The organism is Bradyrhizobium sp. ARR65, from assembly GCF_000472385.1.
Classification (GTDB): Bacteria; Pseudomonadota; Alphaproteobacteria; order Rhizobiales; family Xanthobacteraceae; genus Bradyrhizobium.
Genome location: NZ_AWZU01000017.1, coordinates 13,402 through 40,395, shown reverse-complemented (window position 1 = coordinate 40,395; position 26,994 = coordinate 13,402). Strand labels below are relative to the sequence as shown.

At 60.1% G+C, this 26,994-nt stretch carries 23 protein-coding genes, 1 tRNA gene and 1 pseudogene; 13 read left to right on the top strand and 12 right to left on the bottom strand.

What is annotated here, in order from left to right:
- The first annotated feature begins 12 nt into the window (after nucleotides 1–12).
- The 4 genes from F758_RS0119455 (at nucleotide 13) to F758_RS0119440 (ending at nucleotide 4,366) form a co-directional block, all read left to right on the top strand.
- Nucleotides 13–3,114 (top strand): bifunctional diguanylate cyclase/phosphodiesterase, encoded by a 3,102-nt coding sequence (locus F758_RS0119455; RefSeq protein WP_024509433.1) that lies wholly within the window; start codon nucleotides 13–15, stop codon nucleotides 3,112–3,114.
- Nucleotides 3,115–3,206: 92 nt separating this feature from the next.
- Nucleotides 3,207–3,611 (top strand): YccF domain-containing protein, encoded by a 405-nt coding sequence (locus tag F758_RS0119450; protein WP_024509432.1) that lies wholly within the window; start codon nucleotides 3,207–3,209, stop codon nucleotides 3,609–3,611.
- Nucleotides 3,612–3,822: 211 nt separating this feature from the next.
- Nucleotides 3,823–3,899, top strand: a tRNA-Arg gene (locus tag F758_RS0119445).
- Between the two features lie 2 nt (nucleotides 3,900–3,901).
- Complete coding sequence (locus F758_RS0119440) at nucleotides 3,902–4,366, top strand: amidase family protein (RefSeq protein WP_084305529.1); 465 nt, start codon at nucleotides 3,902–3,904, stop codon at nucleotides 4,364–4,366.
- Between the two features lie 162 nt (nucleotides 4,367–4,528).
- Here the strand turns inward: F758_RS0119440 and F758_RS0119435 are convergent, their stop codons facing one another.
- Nucleotides 4,529–6,337 (bottom strand): SLC13 family permease, encoded by a 1,809-nt coding sequence (locus F758_RS0119435; RefSeq protein WP_024509430.1) that lies wholly within the window; start codon nucleotides 6,335–6,337, stop codon nucleotides 4,529–4,531.
- Nucleotides 6,338–6,616: 279 nt separating this feature from the next.
- Between F758_RS0119435 and F758_RS0119430 the strand changes: the two genes are divergently transcribed.
- From F758_RS0119430 to F758_RS0119410, 4 genes are all read left to right on the top strand, one after another.
- Nucleotides 6,617–7,951: a uracil-xanthine permease family protein gene (locus tag F758_RS0119430; RefSeq protein WP_024509429.1), complete on the top strand. Its 1,335-nt coding sequence runs from the start codon at nucleotides 6,617–6,619 to the stop codon at nucleotides 7,949–7,951.
- A 4-nt stretch (nucleotides 7,952–7,955) separates the two neighbouring features.
- Nucleotides 7,956–8,867 (top strand): cysteine hydrolase family protein, encoded by a 912-nt coding sequence (locus F758_RS44240; protein WP_024509428.1) that lies wholly within the window; start codon nucleotides 7,956–7,958, stop codon nucleotides 8,865–8,867.
- Nucleotides 8,868–9,447: 580 nt separating this feature from the next.
- On the top strand, nucleotides 9,448–9,852 hold the full coding sequence (locus tag F758_RS0119415) for a VOC family protein (protein WP_024509427.1): 405 nt from the start codon (nucleotides 9,448–9,450) through the stop codon (nucleotides 9,850–9,852).
- 217 nt (nucleotides 9,853–10,069) lie between these two features.
- Nucleotides 10,070–10,570 (top strand): P-loop nucleotide/nucleoside kinase family protein, encoded by a 501-nt coding sequence (locus F758_RS0119410; RefSeq protein ID WP_035722507.1) that lies wholly within the window; start codon nucleotides 10,070–10,072, stop codon nucleotides 10,568–10,570.
- Between the two features lie 227 nt (nucleotides 10,571–10,797).
- On the opposite strand, the gene F758_RS44235 is transcribed toward F758_RS0119410, so the two are convergent.
- On the bottom strand, nucleotides 10,798–11,991 hold the full coding sequence (locus tag F758_RS44235; RefSeq protein ID WP_198026531.1) for a response regulator: 1,194 nt from the start codon (nucleotides 11,989–11,991) through the stop codon (nucleotides 10,798–10,800).
- A 151-nt stretch (nucleotides 11,992–12,142) separates the two neighbouring features.
- Here F758_RS44235 and F758_RS50885 point away from each other — a divergent pair, with 151 nt between their 5' ends.
- Nucleotides 12,143–12,280, top strand: a complete 138-nt coding sequence (locus tag F758_RS50885; RefSeq protein WP_198026530.1) for a hypothetical protein — start codon at nucleotides 12,143–12,145, stop codon at nucleotides 12,278–12,280.
- A 3-nt stretch (nucleotides 12,281–12,283) separates the two neighbouring features.
- Nucleotides 12,284–12,451 (top strand): Hsp20 family protein, encoded by a 168-nt coding sequence (locus F758_RS53300; RefSeq protein WP_084305525.1) that lies wholly within the window; start codon nucleotides 12,284–12,286, stop codon nucleotides 12,449–12,451.
- Nucleotides 12,452–13,421: 970 nt separating this feature from the next.
- Here the strand turns inward: F758_RS53300 and F758_RS51920 are convergent.
- Nucleotides 13,422–13,597 (bottom strand): annotated as a pseudogene (locus F758_RS51920) (VirB8/TrbF family protein); the annotation flags it as partial.
- 179 nt (nucleotides 13,598–13,776) lie between these two features.
- Nucleotides 13,777–13,965, bottom strand: a complete 189-nt coding sequence (locus F758_RS51915) for a hypothetical protein (RefSeq protein ID WP_245286538.1) — start codon at nucleotides 13,963–13,965, stop codon at nucleotides 13,777–13,779.
- Between the two features lie 30 nt (nucleotides 13,966–13,995).
- Between F758_RS51915 and F758_RS51910 the strand changes: the two genes are divergently transcribed.
- Both F758_RS51910 and F758_RS0119375 read left to right on the top strand, forming a co-directional pair.
- Nucleotides 13,996–14,328: an MOSC domain-containing protein gene (locus F758_RS51910; RefSeq protein ID WP_245286536.1), complete on the top strand. Its 333-nt coding sequence runs from the start codon at nucleotides 13,996–13,998 to the stop codon at nucleotides 14,326–14,328.
- A 231-nt stretch (nucleotides 14,329–14,559) separates the two neighbouring features.
- Nucleotides 14,560–15,564, top strand: coding sequence for an NADP-dependent oxidoreductase (locus F758_RS0119375; RefSeq protein WP_024509422.1), 1,005 nt, complete (start codon nucleotides 14,560–14,562; stop codon nucleotides 15,562–15,564).
- Between the two features lie 235 nt (nucleotides 15,565–15,799).
- On the opposite strand, the gene F758_RS0119370 is transcribed toward F758_RS0119375, so the two are convergent.
- From F758_RS0119370 to F758_RS0119340, 6 genes are all read right to left on the bottom strand, one after another.
- Nucleotides 15,800–16,774, bottom strand: coding sequence for a helix-turn-helix domain-containing protein (locus tag F758_RS0119370; protein WP_198026529.1), 975 nt, complete (start codon nucleotides 16,772–16,774; stop codon nucleotides 15,800–15,802).
- Between the two features lie 310 nt (nucleotides 16,775–17,084).
- Nucleotides 17,085–17,819: an MIP/aquaporin family protein gene (locus F758_RS0119360; protein ID WP_024509419.1), complete on the bottom strand. Its 735-nt coding sequence runs from the start codon at nucleotides 17,817–17,819 to the stop codon at nucleotides 17,085–17,087.
- Between the two features lie 120 nt (nucleotides 17,820–17,939).
- Nucleotides 17,940–19,403 carry a catalase gene (locus F758_RS0119355; RefSeq protein WP_024509418.1) on the bottom strand — a complete coding sequence of 488 codons (1,464 nt, stop codon included), beginning with the start codon at nucleotides 19,401–19,403 and terminating at the stop codon, nucleotides 17,940–17,942.
- A 479-nt stretch (nucleotides 19,404–19,882) separates the two neighbouring features.
- Nucleotides 19,883–20,779, bottom strand: coding sequence for an NAD(P)-dependent oxidoreductase (locus tag F758_RS0119350; protein WP_024509417.1), 897 nt, complete (start codon nucleotides 20,777–20,779; stop codon nucleotides 19,883–19,885).
- Between the two features lie 65 nt (nucleotides 20,780–20,844).
- A complete protein-coding gene (locus tag F758_RS0119345; RefSeq protein WP_024509416.1) occupies nucleotides 20,845–21,420 on the bottom strand; it encodes an NADPH-dependent FMN reductase in 576 nt (191 codons plus the stop codon).
- A complete protein-coding gene (locus F758_RS0119340; protein ID WP_024509415.1) occupies nucleotides 21,413–22,474 on the bottom strand; it encodes an aldo/keto reductase in 1,062 nt (353 codons plus the stop codon). Before F758_RS0119340 ends, F758_RS0119345 begins: the two co-directional genes overlap by 8 nt.
- A gap of 14 nt (nucleotides 22,475–22,488) precedes the next feature.
- On the opposite strand from F758_RS0119340, the gene F758_RS0119335 reads away from it, so the two are divergent.
- Nucleotides 22,489–23,484, top strand: coding sequence for a LysR family transcriptional regulator (locus F758_RS0119335; protein ID WP_245286535.1), 996 nt, complete (start codon nucleotides 22,489–22,491; stop codon nucleotides 23,482–23,484).
- Nucleotides 23,485–23,613: 129 nt separating this feature from the next.
- Here the strand turns inward: F758_RS0119335 and F758_RS44225 are convergent, their stop codons facing one another.
- Both F758_RS44225 and F758_RS0119320 read right to left on the bottom strand, forming a co-directional pair.
- On the bottom strand, nucleotides 23,614–25,497 hold the full coding sequence (locus F758_RS44225) for an acyl-CoA synthetase (protein WP_024509413.1): 1,884 nt from the start codon (nucleotides 25,495–25,497) through the stop codon (nucleotides 23,614–23,616).
- A gap of 744 nt (nucleotides 25,498–26,241) precedes the next feature.
- Nucleotides 26,242–26,793 carry an NADPH-dependent FMN reductase gene (locus tag F758_RS0119320; protein ID WP_024509411.1) on the bottom strand — a complete coding sequence of 184 codons (552 nt, stop codon included), beginning with the start codon at nucleotides 26,791–26,793 and terminating at the stop codon, nucleotides 26,242–26,244.
- Nucleotides 26,794–26,994 lie beyond the last annotated feature (201 nt).

The window sequence follows — 26,994 nt, the reverse complement described above, 5'->3', positions numbered from 1 at the left end:
ATGGTGGAGGAAATGCGCGACGTAATTTCCAGCATCTGGGCCAGAATGTCCCGCGGCTTGGCGAGCCGGCTCAGGCGCGTCCGGCGCGAGCCGGTGTTCTGGCTCACGCTTTGCGGCGGCGCACTGGTGATCGCGATCTTCGTCGGCACAATCGTGACGATCGACGGCTTCCGCGAGCGCGCCATCGCCAACAGCGCGCGCGAGTTGCAGAACACCGTGATGCTGCTGACCCGCCATTTCGACCAGCAATTCGCGGACTCCGAGACGGTCGCGGATGAACTGATCGCGCAGATGCAGATCTCGGGCGCCACCTCTCCGGAAATCTTCCGGGAGCGGATGTCGACCTCCGATGCGCACCTGATGCTGCGTTCCAAGGTAAGTGCGCTCTCCTATATCGGCGACGTCGCCGTCTACGATGCGGACGGCAAAATGATCAACTGGTCGCGACCCGATCCGGTGCCCGACATCAACGTCGCCAAGCGGAATTACTTCAAGATCTTGAAATCGGACCCGCCAGCCGAGCCGATCGTCATCGAAGCGGTCCGCAGCTATTTCGACGGAGGCTGGACGACCATCATCGCGCACCGGTTGACTGGGCCGGGCGGTATTTTCCTTGGCGTGATGTCGCGGCGCATCGATCCCGCCAATTACGAAAGGTTCTTCGCTTCGCTCGCGCTTGGCGAGGGCGCCGCGATCGCAATGTTCTCTCGCGACGGCACGATGCTGGCGCGCCATCCGCATGTCGACGCATTGATCGGGCGCAGACTGGCGAAGGCGCCGCTGTTGCAGAAGATCATCTCGCTCGGCGGCCAGCAGACGCTGCGGATGCAAAGCCCTATCGATGGACAGGACCGGCTCGGTACCGGGGCCCAGGTCGGTCATTTTCCGATTGTCGTGGTCGCGACCAAGACCGCGGCGACCGCGCTGGCCGACTGGCGCGAGCAGACCCGCTTTCTGGTCATGGCCGCGGCTCTGTCCGCCGCGATCATCGCGCTCATCCTGTTTGCCATCATCCGGCAGATCAGGCGGCAGAACCGCGAGGCGCAGCGGAAACTGGAGGCGGAGCGGCAACGGCTCGATACCGCTCTGAACAACATGACGCAGGGACTGGTGCTGTACGACGCCTCCGCGCACATCGTCACCTTCAACCAGCGCTACATCGATATGTACAAGCTGTCGCGCGAGGTGGTGAAGCCGGGGCTTCACTATTACGACCTGATCCAGCACCGTAAGGACACCGGCTCCTTCGACGGCGACGTCCGCGCCTTCTGCGATCCGATCATGCGCGACGTGGCGCAGGGCAAGGTCAGCCGCAGGATCATGGAAATCGCGGACGGGCGCTCGTTCGAGATCGTCAACAAGCCGCTCGCGCAGGGCGGCTGGGTCGCCACCATCGAGGACATCAGCGATCGCCGCCGGCTCGAGCAGGAGCGCGACCGCAACTACACGTTCCTGCGCGAGATCATCGACCACATCCCCTCGCAGATTACGGTGAAGGACGCGCAGAGTAGGCGCTATCTGCTGGTGAACAGCGTTGCTGAATACCAGTTCGACATGACGCGCGAGGAGATCGTCGGCAAGACCGCCTATGACGTGTTCTCCGAAAAGCAGGCCGACATCGTCACCGCCGATGACGACGAGACCTTGCAATCCGCCGAGGGCTTTTTCCGGGACGAGCACCCGTGGGACACGCTGATGAGCGGGCGCCGCTGGATCACCTCCAAGCGCATCGGCCTTCGCGATTCCGCCGGCAAGCCGCGCTACATCATCAACGTGGTCGACGATGTCACCGTACGACGCGAAGCCGACGAGAAGATCGCGCATCTGGCCCATTACGACGCGCTGACCGACCTGCCAAACCGCGTGCTGTTCCGCGAACGCATCGAGCGCGAGCTGAAGCGGGCGCAAAGCGGCCAGAAGTTCGCGCTTCTCTACATCGATATCGACGAGTTCAAGGGCATCAACGATTCGCTCGGCCATCACGTCGGTGACGAGCTGTTGAAGGCCGTCGCCGCTCGCATCCGCACCTGCATCAAACCGGCCGACCTGATCGCGCGGCTCGGCGGCGACGAATTCGCCGTGATCCAGACTGCGGTCAATTCGACCGATGATGCCGTCGAGTTCGTCACCCGGATTCACGAGGCGATCCGGCGTCCCTATAAATGTCTCGGCCACCAGCTCTCAACCGACGCCTCCATCGGCATTGCGCTGGCGCCGCAGGACGGCACCGAGATCGACCAGTTGATCAAGAATGCGGATCTTGCGATGTACGCCGCCAAAGCCGGCGGCCGCCGCACCCACCGTTTTTTTGAACAGTCGATGGATGCCTCTGCCAAGGCGCGCCTGTCGATGGAGCAGGACCTGCGCCAGGCCATGATCGATGGCGGCTTCGAGATCCATTACCAGCCGGTGGTGGACTTGCGCACCGGCGAGGTGAGCGGCTGCGAGGCGCTGCTGCGTTTCCGTCATCCCGAGCGCGGCATGGTTTCGCCGGCCGAATTCATTCCCATCGCCGAGGATACCGGGCTGATCACCGAGCTCGGCGACTGGGTGCTGCGCACGGCCTGCCAGGAGGCCGCGAGCTGGCCGGATCATATCCGCATCGCGGTAAACGTCTCGCCGGTGCAGCTCAAATGCCAGACGCTCGCGCTCCGGATCGCAGGCGCCTTGGCCGCCTCCTCGCTCAAGCCGAGCCGGCTGGAGATCGAGATCACCGAAGCCGTGCTGATCCGCGACGACGAGGCCGCGCTCGCCATCCTGCATCAGCTACGCGCCATCGGCGTGCGCATTGCACTGGACGATTTCGGCACCGGCTTTTCCTCGCTCAGCTATCTCAAGCGTTTCCCCTTCGACAAGATCAAGATCGACCGCTGTTTCGTCAGCGACATTTCGGAAACCGATTCCTCCTCTTCGATCGTGCAGGCGGTGGTGAATATCGCGTCCGCCCTCAACATGCGCACGACCGCCGAAGGCGTCGAAACCGAGGCGCAGCGCGAGCTCCTGCGCAAGCTCGGCTGCAGCGAGATGCAGGGCTATCTGTTCAGCGCACCCAAGCCGGCCGCCGAGGTGAAACAATTGTTCGGCACGCCGACGGAAACCGTAGCGGTCGCCTGATCGCGGCCGTGCCGGCGGATGTCGAGGCCCCTATCCCGCTTGCCGCGTTCGGGCGTATAAGCGGCACATCTTCGCCGCATGCGGGAAATCAGATGTCCCCTGTTTCTCTTCTGCTCAATCTGCTGTGGATCCTCTTGGGCGGCGCCTACATGGCCTTCGGCTGGCTCCTCGCCGCCGTCATCATGGCCATTACCATCATCGGCTTGCCCTGGGCTCGGGCGGCGTTCAACATCGCCATCTATACCTTTCTGCCGTTCGGCTCGAGGGCCGTGCGCCGTGACGAGATCACCGGCGAGAGCGATATCGGCACCGGCCCGTTAGGGGTGATCGGAAACATCATCTGGCTCGTGCTCGCAGGCTGGTGGCTTGCGCTCGGCCACCTCGCCACCGCGGTGGTGCTGGCGATCACGATCGTCGGCATCCCCTTCGCCTGGGCGCACCTCAAGCTCGCCGGCATGGCGCTGTGGCCGATCGGCAGGGAGATCGTGCCGGTGTGAGCTTTGGTGCTGGATAGAAAACCGTCGCCGTTATCGGGCAGGATGACCGTGACATGCCGGTTCCCCGATTGACGCTGCGCGCACGCTTCAAGCAGGGCCGCAGGCTGCGGCAATAACGGATATCTCCTCACGGGCTCGGCCGGACGAGGGCCTTCCCAATCCCCTAAGGCATTGCCGAGCCCGGGCCGATCGGCTAAATGAGGCGCTCGACGCACCCGTAGCTCAGCTGGATAGAGCGTTGCCCTCCGAAGGCAAAGGTCACACGTTCGAATCGTGTCGGGTGCGCCAAAATCTCGCCAAAGCACGCTATCTCCCAACAGAAACTGCCTCTCCCGTCTCCCCAGGCTGCCAACTACGGGCCATGGTTGCGGAAGGCCATCGAACGTGGCCTTGCGGCAAAGTCCACCAGCCTTGCCAAGGGCTTGACGGAGCGCGGCAGGTTTCGAAGTCAGTTGAGCCGCCTGTTTGCCGACGTCGATGCGATCCTCATGCCTGTGGTCAGGCAGGGCACACCGACATCGACTGAAGCAGACGGCATGATCGAAAGGGATGTCGAAGGGCTGATGCGGTTCACGGCGATAGCAAACGCTGCCGGCGATCCGGCGGTGACGCTGCCCTGTGGGTTCACTTCAGATCAACGTCCCGTCGGATTTCAGCTGATTGGCCCTCACTGTTCCGAAGCTACCCTGCTGAAGCTCGGATACGCCTATCAACAGGCGACTAATTGGCACACCCGCCATCCGAAGCAGCACTAACGGTAGCGAGAGGCGCGGCGCGGTTCTCGCGCGCCCCGCATAAAACCCCCTCCCGATGTGCTGGTGCGGTGAGCGGTCGCGGCCCACCCTCGCGTGTGAAGGGACTTTGCGGCTCTGTCAAAGACAAGAGTGTGTCAAAGACCAAGGGTGTCGTGGTTCTTCTCAGAATTTCCAGTAAAGAGGAATGACGATGACTGTGACGATCAGCGCCCAAATCGTGACAACGAGACCGAGTCTCCAGAAATCGCCAAAACGATATCCGCCTGGCCCATACACCATCAGGGTTACTCCATTGGTGAAAGGAGTCAGGAAGGATGCGCTGGCCCCCATGGCAACCCCTAACATCAAGGGAAGCGCAGAAACTTCCAACTCGGAAGCCGTGGCTATACCGACCGGCATCATAACCAAGGCTGCCGATGTGTTTGAGATAAGCTGCGAGAGCGCCGCCGTTATGATAAAAATTCCTGCTAGCACAGCACGCGGGCCTGCCTCCCCCAGCGCGTTGACAACATAATCTCCTATGAGGAGAGCGGCGCCGGTTTTGGTCATTGCCGTGGCGGCTGGTATCATCGCTCCAACCAAAATGCACGTGTTCCAATCGATTCCTCGATAAAACTGGGGAAGCGTCAGCACTCCCGTGACCAGCATCAGAGTCGCGCAAATAACCGCCGCAATGGGTGCCGGCACGATGTCCAAGGCAAGCAGGACCACCAGCAAGAGCAGGATGGCTATTGCTGCTTGCGCACCGGGCCCCAATGCCAGCGCCTGCTTCTTCACTACTTCGGGAGAATCGACGACCAAAACCTTCGGATCAGAAAGGTACTGATCCAAGGCCTTCCACGTTCCCTGCAGCAGAAGGTGGTCTCCTGCACGCAACACAACGGGGTCCTGGCTCATTTCGGTGCCGCCTCGCTGTATCGCCAGGACCATGAGACCTCCGTCCTCTGTCGTCATTCCGGGAAACACGGGTCGCCCGATCATCTTGGAACGCATCGGGATCACGACCTCGGCCAAGCCCGAGGCGCGACTTAACAGCACGTCCGCAACGGAGCTTTCTTTGTCGTCTTCACGAACTGCCAGATGCATATCGACGGCCAGGCGTCCGGCGGACTCGACGTCACCGCGAACGAGGATCAAATCGCCTTCGGCGATCAGATCCCGTTGAATTGGGGTCGCGCCATCATCTTCCAGCAAAGCGACCAGCTGTAGCCCCGCATAGTTCCTGAGGTCGACATCGGTCCTCGATCCGCCCACGTAGGGTGATGTCCGCCGAACACGAAAATGATGCAGTCCATCTTTCAGGCGATACTGCTCGACCAGGGTTTGCGCGTGCGCGCTGAAATCGGCCGGAATCGACTGGCTCCTCCTGTCCGGCAGTAAGGACCGCCCGAACAGGACCGTGGCAACGATAGTCCCGGCCAATAGCGGAACGCCGAGCACGGCCCATTCGAAGAAGCCAATATGCCCTACTCCCGCCTCCTCGGCCTGCGTAGCCGCGATCACATTAACCGGGGCGCCAAGTAAAGTCAGGTTGGCACCGGTCAGGCAGGCGAAGGCGAGTGGGATCATAATCCGGGACGGCACCAACCCGGTCCTAACCGCGACCACCATGGTCACCGGCAACATTGCCGCTACAGCCCCGTTCATGCCGACCAACCCGCTCAAGACACCGGCAATGATCATGACGGCGACAATGCGCAGTGTATTGTTGGCGCGGGTGTGGCGCAGCAGTACTTGGCCCGCCCAGGTGCCGACCCCGGCTATTTCCAATCCCGCTGCGACAGCGACCAGCGCGGCAATCAGAATGACCACCGGATCGCCAAAACCGGCAAGGGTTTCCTGCATGGTCAGTATGCCAGTGAAGTACAACGCCAGCGACGTGCAGACTGCTACCGCGACCGCGGGCACCCGATTCCACGCGAACAACACCATTGCCGTCGCGATGATCGATAGCGTCACGACAATCTGCATTATCCCGCTTACTCCACGCGATGCGCAGTCTACTCCTGCGACTCTTCACTAACAGCCATTCGTGCATCCCGAACGGTGCGTTTCATTATGAAATGAGGCCAATCTCGAAGCGAGCGATGTCACACCAGACTAGGGGGAATCCTTGTTCTCCACTAGGTCATTTCCCGATGTTTCAGGCTCCTCCCGGGGCGCATGGTTTGCGCTGAACTTGAACATCATCCTCGGATCGTTGTCGGTGAGAGCGTAGCAATTTGTACTCGACGGGGAAGAGGAAGGGTCATGGCCGATCTCGTCTATCGGACGAGTGAGCAGCCGCGTTCGGCACGCGATTGGATGCTCTACACTCTCCAATGGCTCGTCACCATGGTTTACGCGGTGGTGTGGGGTTACGCGATCGTGGGCGTCGGGCTTGGCCTGAGCGGCGCGAAGATGATCACCTACATCTCCGCCGTCGTTCTGACGATCGGACTCAGCACGCTGCTGCAGGCTTGGCTGGGTCATCGCATGGCGATGGTTTCGGGCCCGAACGTCATACCGTCGCTGGCGATCATCGCCGCCTTCACTGCCGGCGGCGAGAGCTACGCGCTTCAATCTTTCACGGCACAAGCGCTCGCGGGAATCGTCATCGTGATCCTGGTCTATGCCGGAGCGGTCCGCTACATCCGCCTGGTGTGGAGCCCGCTGGTCCTGGGGTCGATGATCATCATGATCGGCCTGACGGTGGCAGGCGTTGGCCTTTCCGAGATGACCAACGCCGGATTCGGCATCGGTTTCTTCATTGCCTTGGCCCTGGCACTCGCCGGAAGCGCGCTAGCGATACACGGCACGGGAGTCTGGGCGACGTTGCCGCCGTTTTTCGTCATCATATTGGGATACGTCATTTTTCTCGCATTGGGCCAAGTCGACATGCAATTCGTCCGGCAGGCGCCCTTGCTCTCCGTCCCGAGCCTGTTTCCGTACGGCTTGGCGTGGCCTCCGACTGATCTCATCGTGATCATGGTGATCGTCAATTTGATGGCGGCCGCGAACTTCTACGGCAATCTGCACGGTTATGCCGAGGTCGTCGGAGAAAGGGTCCAGGAGGGAGAAGAACACCACGGCTTCACGATTTTCGGATTGGTTGAAACGGTGTTGCCGGGACTTTTGGGCACTCCCGCGACCGTCGCCTATGGCGAGAACCTCGGCATTGTTCAGCTGACGCGCGTCGCTGCACGCGCCTTCGTCATCGTGGCCGCCGCAATCTTCGTCGTCCTCGCGTTCATCGGCCCGTTCGGGGCGCTGATGGCGGCGATGCCCAAGGAGGTCGCCGGTGCGGTATTGCTCGGCTTCGCATCACCCGTCATCGGCATTGGCGCAAGCATCCTAAATACGGCGCCGGCCTTTCAGCGCCGCGAGCAGACGCTTGTCGGCCTTGCGATATTTTTGAGTCTCGGCCTTCACCTTCTCCCCGAAGAGCTGTGGCGACAGGCGCCTCGACTGGTCGAGATAATTTTCAACAACCCCGTCATCTCCGTGATCATTTTCGTTTTGATTTTCGAAAAGATCATCTTCCGGCTCCCGGCGACTGAGAGGGCCGTGCCCCTGCAAACCGCCATCCCGAAAGTAGAGGAGTAATGAAATGACGAAGATCAAGGAGCGCCTCATCGAAAAAGGAACACCTTCCGACCACGGCGCGGAACGGGAATATGAGCGGCTGATGTCAAAGCGGCGGGACGAAATACTCGCGCGCGTGGAGGAAGGTTACAAGGAGTGGAAGAGGACCAAAACGTACAAGGTTCCGCAATGGATATATGGGCCGCCGAAAGGAACATTATTCAAGGTGGCCTGCGAGGACGTCCCCAGGTTCGGTGACACGTCCTATCTGGAGTTCGACAGCGCACGCACGGCCCTCGTCTCGATCGATTTCCAAATCGATTTCTGTGGCGAGAAGGGCTACGTCGACGTGATGGGCTACCCGCTCTCGAATACGGCCAATCCTCTGACCTATGCCAGGAAAGCCCTCAAGGACGCCCGTAATGCCGGCATTTCCGTCGTCCATTGCCGCGAAGGGCACATGCCGGATCTGAGCGACTGCCCCTACAACAAGATCCTCCGCAGCAAGATTATCGGCAAGGACGCGGTCGGCCTTGGCGAGCAGCCCAAAGGAGGCCTCGGACGACTGCTGCTCCGCGGCTCCGAGAGTTGGGGTATCGTCAAGGAGGTCGAGCCGATCGAGGGAGAAATACTCGTCGACAAGGCTGGGAAAGGCGTCGGCTATTGCAGCGACTTCTTTCTGGTTCTCCAGCAACTCGGCATCTCCCACCTCATCCTGTGCGGCATCACCACCGACGTCTGCGTGCACACCATCATGAGGGAGGCCAATGATATCGGATATTGGTGCCTGCTCCTGAAGGACAGCGTCGGCGCCACAGACGTCGCCAATCACGACGCCGCAATCGCGTCGGTGAAGATGCAAGGCGGTGTGTTCGGCTGGGTCTCCGACACCGAACGCCTGCATGAGGGTCTGAAGCAGGCCGGACTGCTGTCCTGAACGCCAGCGGCAGCCACTGTTCACGTGCCGAGCGGCCGATACATGCGGGCGTCTCCTGTGACCATTAGCCTTGGATCTCCTGATCTTGCGGCAGCATCGAGCGCCTTTGTATCTGTGTCATCAATTCATACGGCGTCCTGGTCCCACGAATGATGCGGAGCATGTTCGCGGCACAACCCCCGTATCGGCAAGAGAAGTCCGATCTGGCCCATTCACGTTGTTGTTGGCGCTCGCGCTCTTTCAAGCTGATCACCGAGCGATGACCAAGGCCAGACTGTGATGGTCAAGGGATCGTTAACAGGCGAGGACGATCCGCCAATGGACCTGCCGTACCACGCCATGCCACCACCAGAACCTCGAATGGATCAATTGCCTTCCGTGAGCGACTGGCGGGCCGCGACCGATAGTGATGATCACTACGTTTACGCTATAATACTCCGGCGACAAGCTCGGCACTCTTCCAGGTCTGGCCTTCGGTCGGTCCGTGAACGATGAGGATGTTCGCCATATCCTGTCTGGCGGTCGCCTGATCGAGGTTTCGGGCGAGGCTGAGCACAGGAATGCGAGCCAAGGATAGGTGATGTTCGATCACGTGGGGATCGTCTTTCGGGACTTGTCGACAGCGGGCGCTTTTTATCGTGCGGCTCTTGCGCCGTTGGGCGTCAAGATGATGGAAGATCACACTCAAGCCGATGGAACAGGATGGCTTGTGTTCTCCACGGGCGCGCCCGAATCGCCCTTCTTCGTCGTGGCGGCCGGCAAACCGACCTTCTGGACGGAGGACCACGAGTCAGCCCGGAGCCCCGCGCACATCGCCTTCAAGGCGCCGTCGCGCGGCGCGGTTGACGCCTTTCACAGTGCAGGCCTCGCGGCGGGCGCGAGAAATAACGGCGATCCCGGGGTCAGGCGCGGACGCTATTACTGCGCCTACCTGATCGATCCGGACGGCAACAATATCGAGGCAGGCGTCTACGCCGACGCTTGAGCAGACATCATGGAACGAGCTCATTTCTGCACTCAGAGGCAGGCCTGTCGGTCCGCATGCTCTTCCGGTAGCCAGCGGATAGCGCGGGATACCCCGGCGTAGTTTGGCGGGCCACGACCGACGATGATGAGCACTATGTCTACGTTATAGCACTATCACGGGCAGGGTGGCTCTCTGATATCTTGCCCGTCCGAGGTGGCGCTACAAAACTGTGCAAATGACCAAGCTGATTGTCTTTGCTGGACTTCCTGGAAGTGGCAAATCGTCGATCGCGCGCGAACTGGCCAAGGAGATCAGCGCCGTCTGGCTGAGAATTGACACGATCGAGCAAGCGATTCGCGACTCTGGCGTGGTGCCTGGCTCACTCGACGATGCAGGCTATCGGGCGGCCTATGCCGTAGCGCAGGACAACCTGCATCTGGGTCGCGATGTTGTCGCCGACTCGGTAAATCCTTGGATGTTGACGCGTAACGCTTGGCGAGATGCCGGCCTGCGAGCGGGCGCCCAAGTCGTTGAAGTCGAAATCGTATGCACGGATGTCGAAGAACACCGTCGTCGCATCGAAACCAGGGCGAGTGAGGTGGCGGGTCTCGTCCTGCCCGATTGGCAGGCTGTGATCGAACGCGACTATCACCAATGGGATCGCTGTCATCTCACGATCGATACTGCCGGTCGCAGCGTTGCTGCCTGCGTTGAGCTCGTCCGGGCGGCGTTGTAGCGCCTGTTTCATCTGCGACATTCGCCGCGGCCGCTCCCTGCCGCCGGCGCGGGACCGCTGCAGGGATAGGGCGATTGGATACAATGTCGTACGTAGGGTTGGCGGAGAGGGAGGGATTGCCGCTCAGCCTCTACAAAATCAACAAAATCAAATGCTTATGGACCGCCCGATCGTGTCGTGTGTACCAGTCTCGTGCCCCGAAGTCGAGCCAAATTCGATCGAAATAGTTATGAGCGGACGCCGATTCGCTCAAACGCAGCCATCAAGTCATCTGAATTGAATGGCTTCGTAAGGATTTGAAGCCGCGCAACAGATGCGAGGCGTTGACGTATTTCGTCGTCTGCGTAGCCGGTCGCCAAGATAATTGGGAGGTCTGCCCGTAGCGCCCGAAGCTCCGCAATCAGCTCGTGACCGGAGCGATCGGGAAGCCCGAGATCCACAACTGCCGCTGCGAGTTCGCCATACGTGCTTCTCGCTTTGAGAACCGCTTCCTTGAAACTCGCCGCGGACTCTATGGCGAATCCCCTCTCCGAAAGCATGTCTGTGACAAGCAGGTTCAAGAGGAATTCGTCTTCGACGACCAGGACGCGGCGAGCACTGGCTTTTTGCTCGTCCAGTAGCTCGCGCACTCTGCTTCCCAGCTCGGCAGAAGAAAACGGCTTACTGAGAAGCTTGATGCCTGGCTGGAGGCGGCCCTCATGGATGAGAACGTCCCCGGCATAGCCGCTCGTGATGAGAATCTTCAGTGTCGGGCGATGCTCACGCGCGCGCGCGCCGAGATCTTTGCCATTGAGCTGACCGGGGAGACCTAGGTCGGTGAAGAGGAGATCGATCTTGGCGTCGCCCTTGAGGATTTCTAGGGCCGCAGCCGCGTCGCTGGCTTCGAGCACCAAGTATCCGAGCTCGCGGAGGCTATTGCTGGTGAAGCCGCGCACATCCTCGTTGTCTTCAACGACGAGGATCGTTTCGCCGTGTCCGGAGAGGGTTGGAACGGCGCTCCCCTGATTCTGATCTTGCGCCGACACAGGGGCATCCGAGCTTGCCGCCGCTCTCGGGAGGATAATGTCCACCCTTGTTCCTGCGTTTGGTTTGCTGGACAGGGTGATGTGCCCGCCGCTTTGCCGCACAAACCCGTAGACCTGGCTCAGTCCGAGCCCCGTCCCCCTCCCATCCGGTTTTGTCGTGAAGAAAGGCTCGAACACGTGACTGAGCACCTCCTGAGCCATGCCCAAGCCCGAATCGCGCACTGAAAGGAGCACGTGAGGGCCCGCTCTGCCCTCCTCTTCGCAAGAGAGATCGTTGAGGTTTCGATCGATGTTTGCAGCCTCGATGANGAGTTTCCCGCCGTCCGGCATCGCATCTCGCGCGTTCACCGCAAGGTTAAGGAGGGCCGATTCCAATTCCGTCGGATCGACTTCCACCGGCCAGAGCTCCTCAGGCANGATTGTTCTGACGACGATTGTCTCTCCGAGAGTCCTTTGCAGCAGATCAGACNTACTCGAGACCAGTTGCTTCAAANCAACGAGACGAGATTGCAGCGGCTTTTGGCGCGCGAAGGTTAGCAGCTTCGCCGTGAGCGACGCCGCCTGGCGCGCTCCGCGAACGGCATTTTCGAGCGCGTTTGCAAGCCGGATGTCCGCACCCGCGGTTATCCGTGTCGAGGACGACGTGCTCAAGGTCGACGGGAAGCTCGACTTCTCCAAATACTAGGGCTTGCAGCCACTCTACACCGAATATAATGTCGGCCACTTCTCGAGAAGCTTCCGGCTCTCCAACAAGATCGATCAGGGCAAAATCGCTGTTGAGCTCAACGACGGGGTGCTGTCGCTTATGCTACCATTCGCCGAGAAAGCCAAGCCACGCTCTATTCAAGTCAATTGAGGGCATAGCAAGAAGTGAGGATTGTCTTGGTTCGCCAAGATGAAGGGTTGCTCCATCGTGCGTGCGCCGCGCCGTCTGCCGACGACGGCGCGTTCGCGGAGGCTTGGTTGAACGTCGCGATGGTTTTCACGCTGGACGATTGGCGAACGATGATCCGGTTGGATCGATTCAGTTGCTGATCAGCATGGTCCTGTTCGGCTGATAGATGTCGCGCGGAGAAATCACTGGTCCGCATACGCGCGCAGAATCGCCTCCGGCGGGAGCGGGCCGATAAAGCGCTCTTGCTCATTTCGAGCAAGACACCGGTGCACGGCGGCCGCAATCGCCATCGCATTAGTGCGCAACCCGCGCGGCGCCGGACCCGGTGGGGCGGTTTCGCAACCCGGCCTGTCTGGCGCGGCTTGTTTAAGTTTAGTTATGGCTAGTTCTTCGCTGACCGGAGGCGCAGCTTACGGCGACTGCCATGGCGCAAACGGCGCATCCCTCTCGCAGGATCGCAAGCACAGCGAACGCCCCTGGGTGAGCGCCGCCTGTACGACCCTGCGCGAGGTCTTTCAGACCACTTGCAACGACCGGACCAAAATCTCCGTCGAACCGCTCCTTTATCAGCCTAAGGGCACGCCAGCGAACATTGCGCAACTAGTGAGCTGTGAAACGCATAAGAGCGGCACTCTTCGTGAAGCTTACCCGAAGGCGGTGCGGCGGTGGTTCGCCTGAGATCAAGAAAGCGCCGTTCCGGGGCCCGCCCTCAGCTTCCGCTGAGCCTCACCCCTATTCGCTTTTCCTTGCGCCAAATCTGGCGGCCAGTCTTATTCAGTCCATCTACCGCGATGATCAGATTGAAAGACTGAGGAATGCCGATAGGGCTTGCAACGTCGAGCGCGGCTCCTGAGTTGGTTCGCGGTCGTTGTACGGTCGCCTACAAGCGTCAAGCGGTTGATCTCGTCTCGTCGAGCGGGTCGCTCGATCGGACAATGGCGTCCATCGGCAGGCCACGCACATGTTCGATGAATCGAGCGAGGTGAAAGGCGATCTGCGGATCGGTTGGTTGATAGCTATCACTTGGGGAGCGACTGCCTTTGCCTCGCCCAGCTGATCGACCTCCACGACCGACGCCATCGGGCGCCAATTCCTGGCCTGGATACGTTTGAATAATTTCTGGCTTCACGAGGGCATTCACATTGCTTTCCCGCAACTGTGAGCGCGCGTGACTAACGTGCCTGCAAATGTTCCTTTGAACGCCATCAACCCGTCCTAGATCGCCCCTAACAGGCCGCAAGCGAAAGGGACGAGCTGCCAGGGTGCGGTGGCTCGCATAGGCACCATCAATGAACCACTGCGATGGCAAAGTACTGAGCGTAGCGCGCGATTCTCAGCACAGGTTTAGCAAGCAAGTGCTGGAAAGCATAACGCTCCTCAAAGGGCACGGAGTCGAAGGGGACGCACACGCCGGCCAATACGCGAACCACAGATTTCTCGCAAGGAGGCTGATTAAACTTCGCAACCAGCGTCAAATACATCTCCTTCCCGCTGAACTATTTGCGGTGCTTCGGGTGACCGGGCACATTGTCGGACCAGGAGAGCTTGGCGAGAATGTCACGACTGCCGGACTTAAGCTGGAGCAATTGCCTCTTGGGACAAGGCTTCATTTAGGCGAGACTGCCGTAGTTGAACTAACAGGGCTCCGTACACCCTGCGGTCTGATTGATCGCTTTCAAAAGGGTCTGAGAAGAGAGATACTGCGGATTAATACGAGCGCATCGAAGTACAGATGTGGTGTTCTCGGCATTGTTGTGGCTGGTGGCCGGGTCGCGCCTGGAGATCCAGCCAGAGCGGAGCTACCGGGAGGAGCGCGAACTCCGCTTCCCGCACTATAGGTGGCAAGAACAGGGGCCGAGGGCACGGCTGAGGCAGATCGGCTTGTTTGCGATTGCTTCCCTGTGGGGATGCTGGCCCACACACCTCATTTGAAGCAGCGGTGCCGGTTGCAGCAACTCCTGGCGTTTCCCAGAGCGGCGCAAGAGAAGCGACGACCAGGCCCAAGCGACGTTAAGGCCATTCAAGCAAAAAGCGAGTGATGATCCCTTCATCTCATGAGGAGACAGCTCATGCGCGCATACGTTCTCAAATATTACGGCGGCTCTGAACGTTCGGAGCTGACGGATGTCCCTGCACCCAGACCGAGGCCGCGTAATATCCTCGTTGAAGTACGCGCTTGCGGTCTGAACCCGGTAGACTACAAGTTCCGACAAGGGACGCTTCGCACAATTCTGAGGCCGCAGCTTCCATTTGTGCTCGGCAATGAACTCGCGGGTGAAGTTGTTGCGGTGGGCAGCGAGGTCAGACGGTGGCGCGTGGGTGACCGTGTGTTTGCCCGGGTCGCAAAAGATCGTGGTGGCGCATTTGCAGAGCAAGCCTGCGTCGACGAGGATCACGCCGCGTCTATGCCCGGGAATTTGGATTTCACGAGTGCCCCGGCCGTACCGTTGGCTGGGTTGACTGCTCTGCAGGCATTAAGGGACGAACTCGATGTCAACCCAGGACAGAGAGTGTTCATCTCGGGGGGCGCCGGAGGGGTCGGCACCTTTGCGATTCAGATCGCCAAATGGCTGGGCGCACATGTGACCACAACAGCTTCGAAACGAGGCGAGGCGTTGGTGCGCTCGCTCGGCTGTGATGAGGCGATCGACTATACGACTCAGGATATTTCCAAGTCGGGACTCAGATTTGATGCGGGGTTTGACCTGATCGGTGGCAAAACCCTGGACAAAATGTTCGAAATCATGAAACCGGGAACCAAGGTCGTTTCGATAGCCGCTCTTCCAGAGCCGCAAACAGCAGTCAGGGACCTCGGCGGCCGCCGCCTCCTTGCCGTGTTGTTTTGGATTATCAGCTACGGCATCAGATCCCGTGCTCGACGCGCAGGGGTCAGCTATCGATACCTTTTCATGCATCCAAGCGGTACCGATCTCGCTCAGCTTGCCGAACTCATAGAGCAAGGAAAGCTGAACGTCATTCTCGACAAAACGTATCCGTTTGCGAACATTTCCGAAGCTCTAGCCTACATTGAAAGCGGACACGCTAAAGAGAAAGTCGTAGTTACGATGAGTTGACGACTCGCCTTGTCGAGGTGGCTTGAGCCTGGCATCGTCCGCCCCCCTCCAAACGGAAGAAGCTTGAACTCCACGTCGGCCAATCGACGTGGCTGACCAGTGCCTTGCCCCAGCCTTGCCCCTTAGAGCCGCCACCTTCGGAGCCCATCCCGCCGGGCACCTCGATCCGTTACCCGTTGATCCAGCCGCTCTCGGCGCCAGTCAGCAACGCCACTGCACCGCCAACAAAGGGCCGTTAATCAAGTTGATGACGGTAGCTGCGCGGACTTTGACCGGTCAACCGGTGGAAGGCAGCCGTGAAGGTGCTGGTTTCGCTGAAGCCAAGTGCAATGGCGATCGCAGTGATCGACATCTTGCGGTTCTCCAACAGCAGCTTCGCCCGTTCGATGCGGCGAACGGAGTGGTATTTGTGCGGTGGCATACCGAATGACCGCTTGAACGACCTGCAGAAGTGGTACGGGCTTGATCGAGCCAACTCCGCCAAAGTTGTGAGCGAAATGTCCTCGGCCACATGCTCCTCAATGTATTCGGCTACGCGCCTTTGCTGCCAGCCTGCCAAGCCGCCTCTGTCAAGAGATCCATTGCCCCAGTCGATATTGTCGTTAAGGCGCACAAGTTCGTGCGCGAGCAGAATTCCAAGCGCCTCGCCATATTGTCGGTGTATCAAGCCGCGACTTTCGATTTGCCACTTGAATTTGAGCGCGGTCTCCCACAGGTCGCGATCATGAAAGAACAAGCGGGGCTTGAATTCAATCTCGCTGAACCGCAGGGCGGGATCGGCCAGAGGTCCTTTCGGATCGATATAGAAGCAGACCGTACGGGTCAGTGCACGTGGCTTCTGCGAGCCGCGAAAGTCGTGTCCCGCAGGAACGAAGGTCAGTTTACGCGTGAATATGCGCAAATTCGAGCGAGGCAGACCTTCAACGAATGTTTCCCCATCGTCGCGCTCCGCGAGTTCTGCCGCAATGAGTAGATGGCAAGGAGCTCGGAACCGATATTCAAATGACGACAGCTTCAGCACTTGAACCGTTTCCACCGTAAGCCCCGGCCAACTTACGAACTGCCGCCTCACGATTTCTGACGGCGAAAACTCGACAACCGAGCCGAGCTCGGAGGGAGCTTCCAGCGCCGGCGCACGCGCTCGCAAAGCCCGACCTGCCACTCGTGAACATTGAATCGAGCGTTGCTGCGGTTCAGTGGGATTGGCCATAAGGATCTCGTGCTCCATTCGCAAATAGCTCGCCGCCCGCCGCAGTCGAGGTATGGCTCCAAGAACCGCGATCAAGTTGGAAAGCTATTGCTTCACCACGACTTGACTCTAAGGGCTCACGATCCGTTGAGTCTGGCACACGAACGACTCATAAACAGCGTTCTCGAATGGACCCTCAAATTGCGGGCAGGGGAGCCGCTGGACTCAACGATTTGCGCGATGGAGGTATTGAGGCTGTGATAGGGTTGCTCCCGCAAAATGCTGTGCGGAGCGACCCGACTGCCTTAATGCGACCCATTTTCAATTCCGCTCACTCGGCGGCTGTCGCGGCCGTCCCGGCTCCGGCCTGTTCCTTGTTGAGCCAGCCAAGGCTTGTGTGCACCGCCGCGGCAATGATCGCGCCAACAATTGGCGCCGTCACGTACAGCCAGGCATCATTGAACTTACCCGTCGCAATCATCGGGCCAAGCGCACGCGCCGGGTTGAAGGGAGCGCCGGTCAAGGCGCCACCCATCAAGATGTTGAAGGTGAGCGTTATTCCGATCGCGAGCGGCGCCAGGTTGCCGGCGCGGCCCGCAATCGCGGCATTGAGCACGACCGTGACCAGGAAGAAGGCGAGCACAGCCTCGATTGTGAAGCCGGCGGCCGGCGTGATGGTAAGTGACACGCCGCCGAGCGCAAGGTCATGGGCCAGAACAGGTGTACCGAGGCCACTTGCCGTGCCGCCCAAAACGGTTCGTAGCAAGAGTGCTCCGGCAATGCCGCCAGCAAGCTGACTGATCACATAGCCGATGGCGGCGATCGCATCCATTGCGCCGGCCGCGAACGCGCCGACCGTAACGGCCGGGTTCATATGTCCACCCGACACTGAGCCATAGGCGGATGCAAACGCCGTGATCGCCAGGCCGTGAGCCAGAGCAATCGCGACAATGCCAGGTAGCCCCAGGGCGTCGCCGACCACAGCCGCGGTACCGGCGCCAATGAACACGAATGCGAAGGTGCCGATAAGCTCAGCCAGAAGCTTGGGTGCGAGTCGATTGGACATCAGCTACTCCAGAATGAGGGTAAGCGCTCCGCGCACCAGTTCGCGCAAAATGATACCGGGTTGTTTAGGAGATGGACCGGCGGGGGTGGCGAGATTGCCGCCGGCAGATGCAGGCGGCGCCTATTCCGCCGCTTGAAGATCGCTCGCTGACAGGCCCATACGGCGCGCAACCCCGATGCCATAGTCGGGATCGGCGTGGTAGAAATGCGCGACCTGCCGCTTGACGATCTCCACCGGCACGCCGTCCATCGCCGCGCGTATATTTTCGAACAGCTGCTCCTTCTGCGAAGGAGACATCAGGCGGAACAGGTCGCCAGCCTGGCGATAATCGTCATTGCCGTCGCGGTGATTGTAACGGTCGGCATTACCCGACAGTTTCAGCGGTGGTTCCTTCACGCGCGGCTCTTGCGCCGGCCCGCCGAAGGAGTTCGGCTCGTAATAGGCATCGGGGTTCGGATTGCCGGCGAGTCGCATCGCGCCGTCGGCGTGATAGGTGTGTACCGGGCAACGCGGCTTGTTGACGGGAAGCTGCTCGGCATTAACGCCGACGCGGTAGCGATGCGCATCCGCATAGGAGAAGATGCGCGCCTGCAGCATCTTGTCGGGCGAATGACCGACGCCGGGCACGACGTTGGCCGGCGACAGCGCCGCCTGCTCGACCTCGGCGAAATAGTTTTCCGGATTGCGGTTCAATTCGAGGATGCCGACCTCGATCAGCGGATAGTCCTTATGCGGCCACACCTTGGTGAGGTCGAACGGATTGTACCAGTGCTTGCCGACGTCGCTCTCCGGCATCACCTGAACGTAGAATTTCCACTTCGGGAAATCGCCGCGCTCGATCGCCTCATAGAGGTCGCGCTGATGGGTCTCACGATCATTCGCGATCCTTTCGGCAGCTTCCGCATTGGTCCAGTTCTTGATGCCCTGCATCGTCTTGAAGTGGAACTTCACCCAGTGACGCTCGCCGGTCGCATTGATGAAGGAATAGGTGTGCGAGCCATAGCCATTGACGTTGCGATAGCTCTGCGGCAGTCCACGGTCGGACATCAGGATGGTGACCTGGTGGAGGCTTTCCGGCGACAGCGACGAGAAATCCCACATCGCGGTGTTGGAGCGCAGGTTGGTGCGAGGATGCCGCTTCTGGGTGTGAATGAAGTCGGGGAATTTCAGGGGATCGCGCACGAAGAACACCGGCGTGTTGTTGCCGACGATATCCCAGTTGCCCTCCTCGGTATAGAAGCGTAGCGCAAAGCCGCGCACGTCGCGCTCGGCATCCGCCGCGCCGCGCTCGCCGGCGACTGTGGAGAAGCGCAGGAACGCCTCAGTCTTGTTTCCGACCTTCGAAAGCGCCGCGGCCTTGGTGTATCTGGTGATGTCATTGGTCACCGTCAGCGTGCCGTAAGCCGCCGAGCCCTTGGCGTGCACAGTGCGCTCTGGAATGCGCTCGCGGTTCTGATGCGCGAGTCTTTCCAGAAGGTGAAAGTCCTGCATCAGGACCGGTCCGAATGGTCCCGCGGTGAGCGAATTCTGGTTGTCGGCAACTGGGGCGCCGTTATCGGTGGTGAGCGTAGTGGTCTTGGTCATCGAGTCATTTCCAATTTCGTGGTTGTCGAGCGCCGACTGCGCGGCTGCACGCGTGGACAAGCAGGGTCCGTTTGCGCGAAGTCAGAGATGTGTTCGGTAGATATGCAGTCGCGTCGTAAGGACTTTGGTCGCATTGCTGGACTTTTTCTGCCTTGCTCTAAAAGCTCCGTCCAATGCTCCTCCGTCAGAAGGTGTCGATCGGCACCACCTAATACCCGGCCGGTTCGCACGGACACAAAAGCCTGCTCCCTCGGGCGAGGCGGATAGGTGCCATTGCACATCGCGACGACGCCGAGAACGCAGATCCTCAGTGCGGTCCGGACTCTCGACCGCGCGACCGCGGCATGAACACGTTACGAAGCCTTGCGATCAGCATTTGGCTAATGGGAAGACAGAATGCCAGCAGGGTGGGGACCAGCATCGATGTGCTCCTAGACCGGAAGCCGCGGATGGGAAATGGCCGATCTTTTCTTCTGAAGTCACATGCCGTGCGATGCATCTTTTTCGCCGGCATCCCGCGCGGGCAATCGACCGATGGCGGACCAATCAAGGTTGTCGCCGCCGTGCGCGAACAAGGTCAGAAACCGATCTCGCAAGAGACTTGCCAGCGGCATGGGGACACGCAGCCCATCGGCGGCGGCGAGGACGAGGCGGACATCCTTGTAGCCAAGCGGAGCGGCGAAACCGGGCGGCTCGAACTTGTCGTCAATGATCAGCTTGCCGTAGGTCTTGTAAACAGGAGCGCTGAAGATGGTGGAGGTCAACATCTCGAGATAGCGTTGCCGGTCGATGCCTTCCTTCCCGACAAGCGCGATGGCTTCACCGAGCGCCTCGATCACTGAGGCAATCAGAAAGTTCCCGCTGAGCTTGACCAGGCTTGCGGCCCTGGGCTGGTCGGACATGACGAATGTCCGTCGGCCGATCGCGTTCAACAGCGGGCTCACGGCGGCGATGGCATCCTGAGCGCCGCCGGCAACGACGGTCAGTTCGCCGGCCGACGCGACGTCGGGACGCCCGAACACCGGCGCCGCGACGAAGCGTTGGCCTGCAGAGGCATGGTCAGCGCTAAGCTGTTCGCAAAGGGCTACACCGATTGTGCTTGATGAAATGTGGACGGCGCCCTGGCGAAGACTGGCGCGCACGCCCTGGTCGCCATAGACGACGCTCTCGACCGCGCCATCATCGGCAAGCATCGTGATGACCGCGTCGCCGGCGCACGCATCCGATATGCGCTTGGCTGCGACGGCGCCCTGCTTCACCAATTCGTCGGCCTTGGACGAGGTACGGTTGTAAACGGTCACATCGTGCCCGGCTTTGAGCAGAGAGGCTGCCATGCCCAACCCCATTTGGCCCAATCCTATGAAACCAACTTTCATTGTTTCGCCTCATCAGATAGCTCGCCATCGACAATCACGTTCCGACGGCGCGGAGCACACCATATCTAGGCCGGTAACGAGCCTTCCAGGCTCCCGGATATTTTGATTAAACGATCGAGAGCTGCCAAGGCGAAGCGCTGGCACGATTCGTCGACCAGTATGCCGTCTCTTATCTTCTCGGCGACGCTGCCGATCACGACCTGCGGACCAGGAACAATGCGCGCCTGGATCGCGAGCAGAGTTTCGTTGACCTGTGCATGGGCGCGCACGCCGCCCGTGAAGGCCGGCGAAACTGACATGGCCAGGACAGGCTTGCCGATCAGCACGGACCTCCCGAACGGGCGCGACGCCCAATCCAGCGCATTTTTCAGCACGCCGGGAATACCATGATTGTATTCCGGCGTGACAATAACCACGCCGTCACTAGCGCCGATGGCCTGCCGAAAGTCGCGCACGGCCTCCGGCGTGGCCGCCCCATCATCATCCTCGCTATAGAGTGGAAGTCGCAGATCAAGGATTTCGAGCGTTGCCATCTCGGCAGCATGATCGCGCAGGCTGGACAATACTGCGGATGAATAGGAAGCCTTGCGCAGGCTTCCGGCCACGCCGACAAAATGCGCCTTTGCCACGCGGTTATGCATGGACGGTCTCCCGCGCATGCGAGGGCGATGAGGGACCGCTACCCGCCCCCGTCGATTTGATCGCAGCTGCGATCTCCGCGAGATCATTGTCCGTCAGATCCAGCGTCGCCGCATCGATCCAGCCATCGACCTGGGCCGTGCTGCGGGCTCCGACAATGGCTCCCGTAACTCCTGGCCACGCGAGAGTCCATGCCACCGCGACTGCGGCGACCGTTGTTTGATGTCGAGCTGCGATAGGCCGAATGGAATCGGCGAGCTTCAGATTAGCTTCGAGCTTCTCGCCCGAATACTCCGCATTGCGCGAACGCCAATCGTTCTTCGGAAGTGCCCTGGCGCGCGCGATGGTAAAGCGCCCCGACAGCAGTCCCGACTGCATGGGGCTGTAGACGATCACGCCTGTGTTGTTTCCGTCACACCACGGCAGTTCCGCTTCAGCAGCGCCCCGGCGAATTGCGGAAAACGGAGGTTGGAGCGTATCGACATGACCAAGCCGCTCAGCCTCCGCGAGTTGTGCAGCGTTGTGGTTTGACAAGCCAACCGCTCGCACCTTCCCTTCGGCTTTTAGATCCAGCAGCGTCTGCCAATAGTCGGAGAGCGGTGTTCCGTCTTCGGCGGGCCAGTGCATCTGGTAAAGATCGATCCGCTCGACGCCAAGGCGCCGGAGCGAGGCTTCGACCTCGCGTCGAATGCTTGTAGGTGCGCCGACCTGACGGGGCGGAGCGTCCCGATTGTTCGGATCCCAGACGAGGCCGCATTTGGTGAATACCAATGGGCGCTTGTCGGCGGGCAATTCGGCGAGGGCGCGACGAACCACGTCCTCCGAGTGGCCAAGCCCATAGACGGCAGCCGTATCGATCCAATTGACGCCGCGCTCGATAGCGTGACGAATGGCGGCGATCGATTCGCGATCATCCTGCGCGCCCCACCCGACGGCCCAGTCGGGTCCGCCGATTGCCCATGCACCAAATCCAACGCGTGTGATGTGCATATCGGTGCGCCCGAGGCGCCGCGCCGGCAATGATATCTCGTTTGATAAAGCCTTGCGTTCGGCCATTTGGCTCTCCTCACATGTTCGACATGCAACGTGGGGAGCCCTTGCTCATCATTCAAATAGAATATAGCGATCTGATTAAGCCATCAAATAGATCAATCTACAGGACGGAAGCCGTGGATATTCGGCAGTTGCAACATTTTGTGGCGGTGGCCGAGGAGAAGCATTTCACCCGCGCCGCGCAGCGCGTGAACATCGTGCAATCCGCTCTTTCAAATTCGATCCGGCTGCTCGAAGAGGAACTTGATGCCAAATTGTTCGTCCGAAGCACACGTCAGGTCCGGCTGACCGACGCTGGACGAATATTGCTCGATAAGGCGAAAGCTGCGCTGGAGTCCATTCGGGACGCCCGCGAGGCGGTTGCTGCCGTTCGCAATCTAGAACGGGGAACGCTGAGCATCGGCACGGTTCAAAGTCTGCCGGCGTTTCTCGACCTTCCCTCCCTGATCGAACGATTTCACGCCGAATATCCCGGAGTCGAGGTCAGATTGCGTCAAGGCAGTGCAACCGAGCTCATTGAGAGGGTCAGAAGCGGCCGGCTCGACCTGGCATTTTTGCCGATGAGCGAATCTCCAGCCGATATCAAGGCCGACATGATCGCCTGCGAAGCTCTTGTCGTCGCATGTGCTCCAAACCATCCCCTTGCCGGCGCGAGTAACGTCCCCCTCGCTGTTCTGAAGGACGAGCCTTTTGTCGATTTCGAGCCCGATTGGGGTACACGAAAACTGGTCGACCAAGGATTTTTTGGAGTCGGCATCAGCCGACGTATCGCCTTCGAAGTCAGCGACCTCGAGACGTTACTTGAGCTGGTCAAAAGGGGGATGGGAATTGCCCTTATTCCCGAGGCGATCGCAGAAGCTCGCCAGCCCTTGCTCGGAATAGCCCAGCTGGCAGAACCGGAGATTTGTTGGGAGCTCGTCGTCGCTTATGTGGCGGCAGAAGACGGCGACGATCCCGGGCCGCCCGACAATGCTGCCCGAGCCTTTCTGAGCCTGTTGAACAACTCGAAATAGCCGGTTTCGAATCAACAAAGTTGACGCTGAGACGGCCATCGGTGTGGCGTTTCGCTCCGTCGCACCGGCGCCTGCGGTGTTGCGCCCAAACGCAGCTGCCTAAGCTTTGTCGATTAGCGTTTCCCGGAGCTAACAGGAGCCTTGGCACGACGCTCGATCCCTCAACTGACAGCTGATCAGCTGCGCGCACCTTACGTTGGCCTTCTTATAGGCGATATCTGAAGACAGACTTTGTGGAGTGACGACTCCGAATCTTTTCGCCGCGAGATGAAGGCTCCGCGGAGGACTTTGCGGCGTATAGCTTGGTGGAGGCCGTAGGCCGCGTTGAAAACGCGGTAGTCCCACTGCGCAAACAAGACCTGGAACGCTGGGCCGTCTGCCCCACCAGTTGCCCGCACGCCAACTCGAGCATTTGAGCGTTGCCTCGACGAACGACGTTTTGCGGAGCAAGTTTGCGCTAGGTTGCTCGCCTATCCCGGCTGGATCTCTCCACTCGGGGCAAAATTGCTGGCGCAGTTGCGTCTTCAGAATCTTCCCTGTCGCATTCCGCGGTAGCGCCGCAACGATCTCCAGTCGACGTGGCAGTTTGTAGCGGGCCAACTGTGTGCCGGCGAACTCCCGGAGTTGCTCTAATTCGAGGCTGTATCCGGTCCTCAGTGTGACGACGGCGCAGACGGTCTCTCCCCATTTCTGGTCGGGCGTCCCGATCACGGCCGCCTCGGCGATTCCCGGATGTTCGTGAAGGACGTTCTCGACCTCGGCCGGGTAGACGTTCTCGCCTCCACTGATGATCATGTCCTTCAAACGGTCGCAGATGGTCAGGAAGCCATCCGCATCCATCCAACCGACATCACCGGTATGAAACCAGCCTTCCGGATCGATTGCCTCGGCAGTCGCCTCGGGGTTGCGCCAATAACCCCGCATCACGTTCGGCCCACGCGTGAGAATCTCGCCTTTAATTCTGGGCTCCGTGACGGCTTTGCCGTCGCGCTCAATCAATCTCACCTCGGTAAAGAGCGGTGGACGCCCCGAGGAGTTCAGCTTCGATAGCGCGTACTCCGGTGCGAGGAAACTCACCATCGGCGCTGTCTCCGTCAGCCCATAGCCTTGTTGAATTGGCACACCGCGGTTCTGCCAAGTCCTCAGAAGTGACTCCAGACACGGCGCGCCACCGCAAATCAGCATGCGCAAGCTCGACAGATCGGTGCCCGCGAAGCTCGGATGCTGTGCCATAAGCTGAAACATCGCGGGCACGCCGAACATTGTCGTCACGCGCTGCCGTTGCATATCGGCCAAGACGAGTCCCGGGTCGAAGCTGCGATGCAAGAGCACCAGTCCACCCGTTTGCAATGTGACCAGCGTGAGAACGTTGAGCCCGCCGATGTGGAATAGCGGTGCGGCCGCGAGTGTGACGTCGCTCGCGAGGACATCGAAGTTGTGCATCGCGTTCGTATTATTCCACCAAAGATTACCGTGCGTCAGCATTGCGCCCTTCGCCCGTCCCGTGGTTCCGGACGTATACATGATCATCGCGACCTCGTCTGAGGTCACGCGCACCGGATCCGTTGTCACACGCTGGCCGTCGTCGAAGGGGTGCCACCCATCCGCAGCCTCTTCGCTCAGGAAATGGCGTACCGAGGGCAATTTCACGCGAATCTCATCGACGAGGCCTCGATGTGGGGGATCGGCGATCAAGACGCTGACATCAGCGTCGCCAACGTTCGCCGCCACCTCGGGCCCGGTGAGACGGAAGTTCAGCGGCACGAAGATCGCACCGAGCCGCGCGCTCGCAAACAGCGCAAACAGGAACATCGGTTGGTTCAGGCCGAGGAAGGCCACCCGATCGCCCCGTTGCACTCCAAGCGCGTGCAATCGTCCGGCGACATGCTCTATCCGCTGCTGCATCTGCGCATAGGTCCAGATCTCGCCTTCGAATGCGAGCGCAACACGCTCAGGGGTACGTAACGCGCGCTGCAGGAACCAATTTGCCAGACCGATATCAGGGACGCTCATCTGTCAGGTTCTCCTTAGTGCGTTCGAGGCCTGCGCCTGGAGGGCGCCTGACGAATGCATTGGATGCTCGAGATTTCACATGGGTTCAGGGAAGACCAGGCGTGTTCGAAGCCGCTGCCGCGGGGCATGACAGTTACTATGATATGCTCCTTTCGGTGCACACAAGGATTTCTGGCCCGTGCGAGCAGAAAGTCCGGTCCACTTACAACACGCCAGTCCACGCGCGGCAGCTTTCGCTCGAAAATCACTCCCGTTGGAGCGCACCGCCGAAAGCGGACGCCCGTGTCTAGAAATCGGTACCGCCTCTCATTCCGGACTCGCCGCCAACGGGTATCCGGGTTATCGTGGGTACTGCGGCATCTCCCTGCGTATCTCATCCGGGGAGAGGAGCTTTACTCCATGCTGCTCAAACACCTTGATAGTTTCCGTGAGGTCCGCTTCCGCATAGGTCACGGTCTCGGTGACGCTGGGCCGCTGGAGAACGCCGTGTGTTTCCCGAACTGTGAAGCTGGCTGCGATGACCGACATAGCTCAACCGAAAAAGATGGTAGGCACAATGGACAAGGCGGCTGCGATTCAACTGACAAGGCTGACATTGCGGTTGCGGCCGAGGGCGACATGACGGCTCTTGCTGTCCACCACCCGCCTCCGCCGGATCACCGTCGAGACGCCGGCGGGGCGGATCTTACCCCGTACCGGCGCCTATGTTCAGCGGTCTGCCAGGGAGTTGATCTTGTCCAGGGCTCAGCCGACGACCTTCGCCGCTAGAGCAAGGTAGGCGTCCATGTATGCCAGCAGGAACGTCCGCGTGCTTGCGTTTGCGATGTCGCCGGCCTCGTCCATGAGGTCTGGCTTGAAGGAGATGTACGCTTCACCACCGATCACCAAACTACCGAGAATTCCGAGAACTTGGCGCAGATGCTGTTGGCCCACCGCTGTTCCTATCGCGCTCGGTGAGGTCCCAGTGATGGCGACGACCTTGCCCTTCCACACGTTCCGGTCCATCGGCTTTGAGCCCCAGTCGATCGCGTTCTTGAGCACCGCAGGAAGTGAGCGGTTGTGCTCTGGGGTCACGAAGAGCAGCGCGTCGGCGGCTGCGATCTGTTGAGTGAATCGGTTGACCGCCTGAGGACGGGCACCTTCCAAGTCTTGATTGTACATTGGGAGATCGTCGATAGGGACGAAATGCGGCTCCATACGGTCGCCGACCAACCGCACCAACGCTTCGGCAAGCTTGCGGTTGATCGACTCTCGGCGAGAGCTGCCGACGATTACAGCGACTTTCAATTTACTCATCGAGCTGCTCCAGAGGGAAGTGACGAGCCTGGGCGAGCTCTCGCGAGGATGTCATTCATGTCGTTCTCCCTTTGCTGTGGATCCGGATTTGGTACCGGATGATGCCGGGCCGCGGCGCGGCTGGACCGGATAACTTAAACGTTCCTAACGCGGCGGCTCCCTCTGCCAGCCGCCTACATGGACCAGAAGACAGCCTCGCGA

Excerpts from the sequence above, each read along its gene's own strand:
- F758_RS0119455 (WP_024509433.1), top strand. The coding sequence starts at position 13 with ATGCGCGACGTAATTTCCAGCATCTGGGCCAGAATGTCCCGCGGCTTG.
- F758_RS0119450 (WP_024509432.1), top strand. The coding sequence starts at position 3,207 with ATGTCCCCTGTTTCTCTTCTGCTCAATCTGCTGTGGATCCTCTTGGGC.
- F758_RS0119435 (WP_024509430.1), bottom strand. The coding sequence starts at position 6,337 with ATGCAGATTGTCGTGACGCTATCGATCATCGCGACGGCAATGGTGTTG.
- F758_RS0119430 (WP_024509429.1), top strand. The coding sequence starts at position 6,617 with ATGGCCGATCTCGTCTATCGGACGAGTGAGCAGCCGCGTTCGGCACGC.
- F758_RS44240 (WP_024509428.1), top strand. The coding sequence starts at position 7,956 with ATGACGAAGATCAAGGAGCGCCTCATCGAAAAAGGAACACCTTCCGAC.
- F758_RS0119415 (WP_024509427.1), top strand. The coding sequence starts at position 9,448 with ATGTTCGATCACGTGGGGATCGTCTTTCGGGACTTGTCGACAGCGGGC.
- F758_RS0119410 (WP_035722507.1), top strand. The coding sequence starts at position 10,070 with ATGACCAAGCTGATTGTCTTTGCTGGACTTCCTGGAAGTGGCAAATCG.
- F758_RS0119375 (WP_024509422.1), top strand. The coding sequence starts at position 14,560 with ATGCGCGCATACGTTCTCAAATATTACGGCGGCTCTGAACGTTCGGAG.
- F758_RS0119370 (WP_198026529.1), bottom strand. The coding sequence starts at position 16,774 with ATGGCCAATCCCACTGAACCGCAGCAACGCTCGATTCAATGTTCACGA.
- F758_RS0119360 (WP_024509419.1), bottom strand. The coding sequence starts at position 17,819 with ATGTCCAATCGACTCGCACCCAAGCTTCTGGCTGAGCTTATCGGCACC.
- F758_RS0119355 (WP_024509418.1), bottom strand. The coding sequence starts at position 19,403 with ATGACCAAGACCACTACGCTCACCACCGATAACGGCGCCCCAGTTGCC.
- F758_RS0119350 (WP_024509417.1), bottom strand. The coding sequence starts at position 20,779 with ATGAAAGTTGGTTTCATAGGATTGGGCCAAATGGGGTTGGGCATGGCA.
- F758_RS0119345 (WP_024509416.1), bottom strand. The coding sequence starts at position 21,420 with ATGCATAACCGCGTGGCAAAGGCGCATTTTGTCGGCGTGGCCGGAAGC.
- F758_RS0119340 (WP_024509415.1), bottom strand. The coding sequence starts at position 22,474 with ATGGCCGAACGCAAGGCTTTATCAAACGAGATATCATTGCCGGCGCGG.
- F758_RS0119335 (WP_245286535.1), top strand. The coding sequence starts at position 22,489 with ATGTTCGACATGCAACGTGGGGAGCCCTTGCTCATCATTCAAATAGAA.
- F758_RS44225 (WP_024509413.1), bottom strand. The coding sequence starts at position 25,497 with ATGAGCGTCCCTGATATCGGTCTGGCAAATTGGTTCCTGCAGCGCGCG.
- F758_RS0119320 (WP_024509411.1), bottom strand. The coding sequence starts at position 26,793 with ATGAGTAAATTGAAAGTCGCTGTAATCGTCGGCAGCTCTCGCCGAGAG.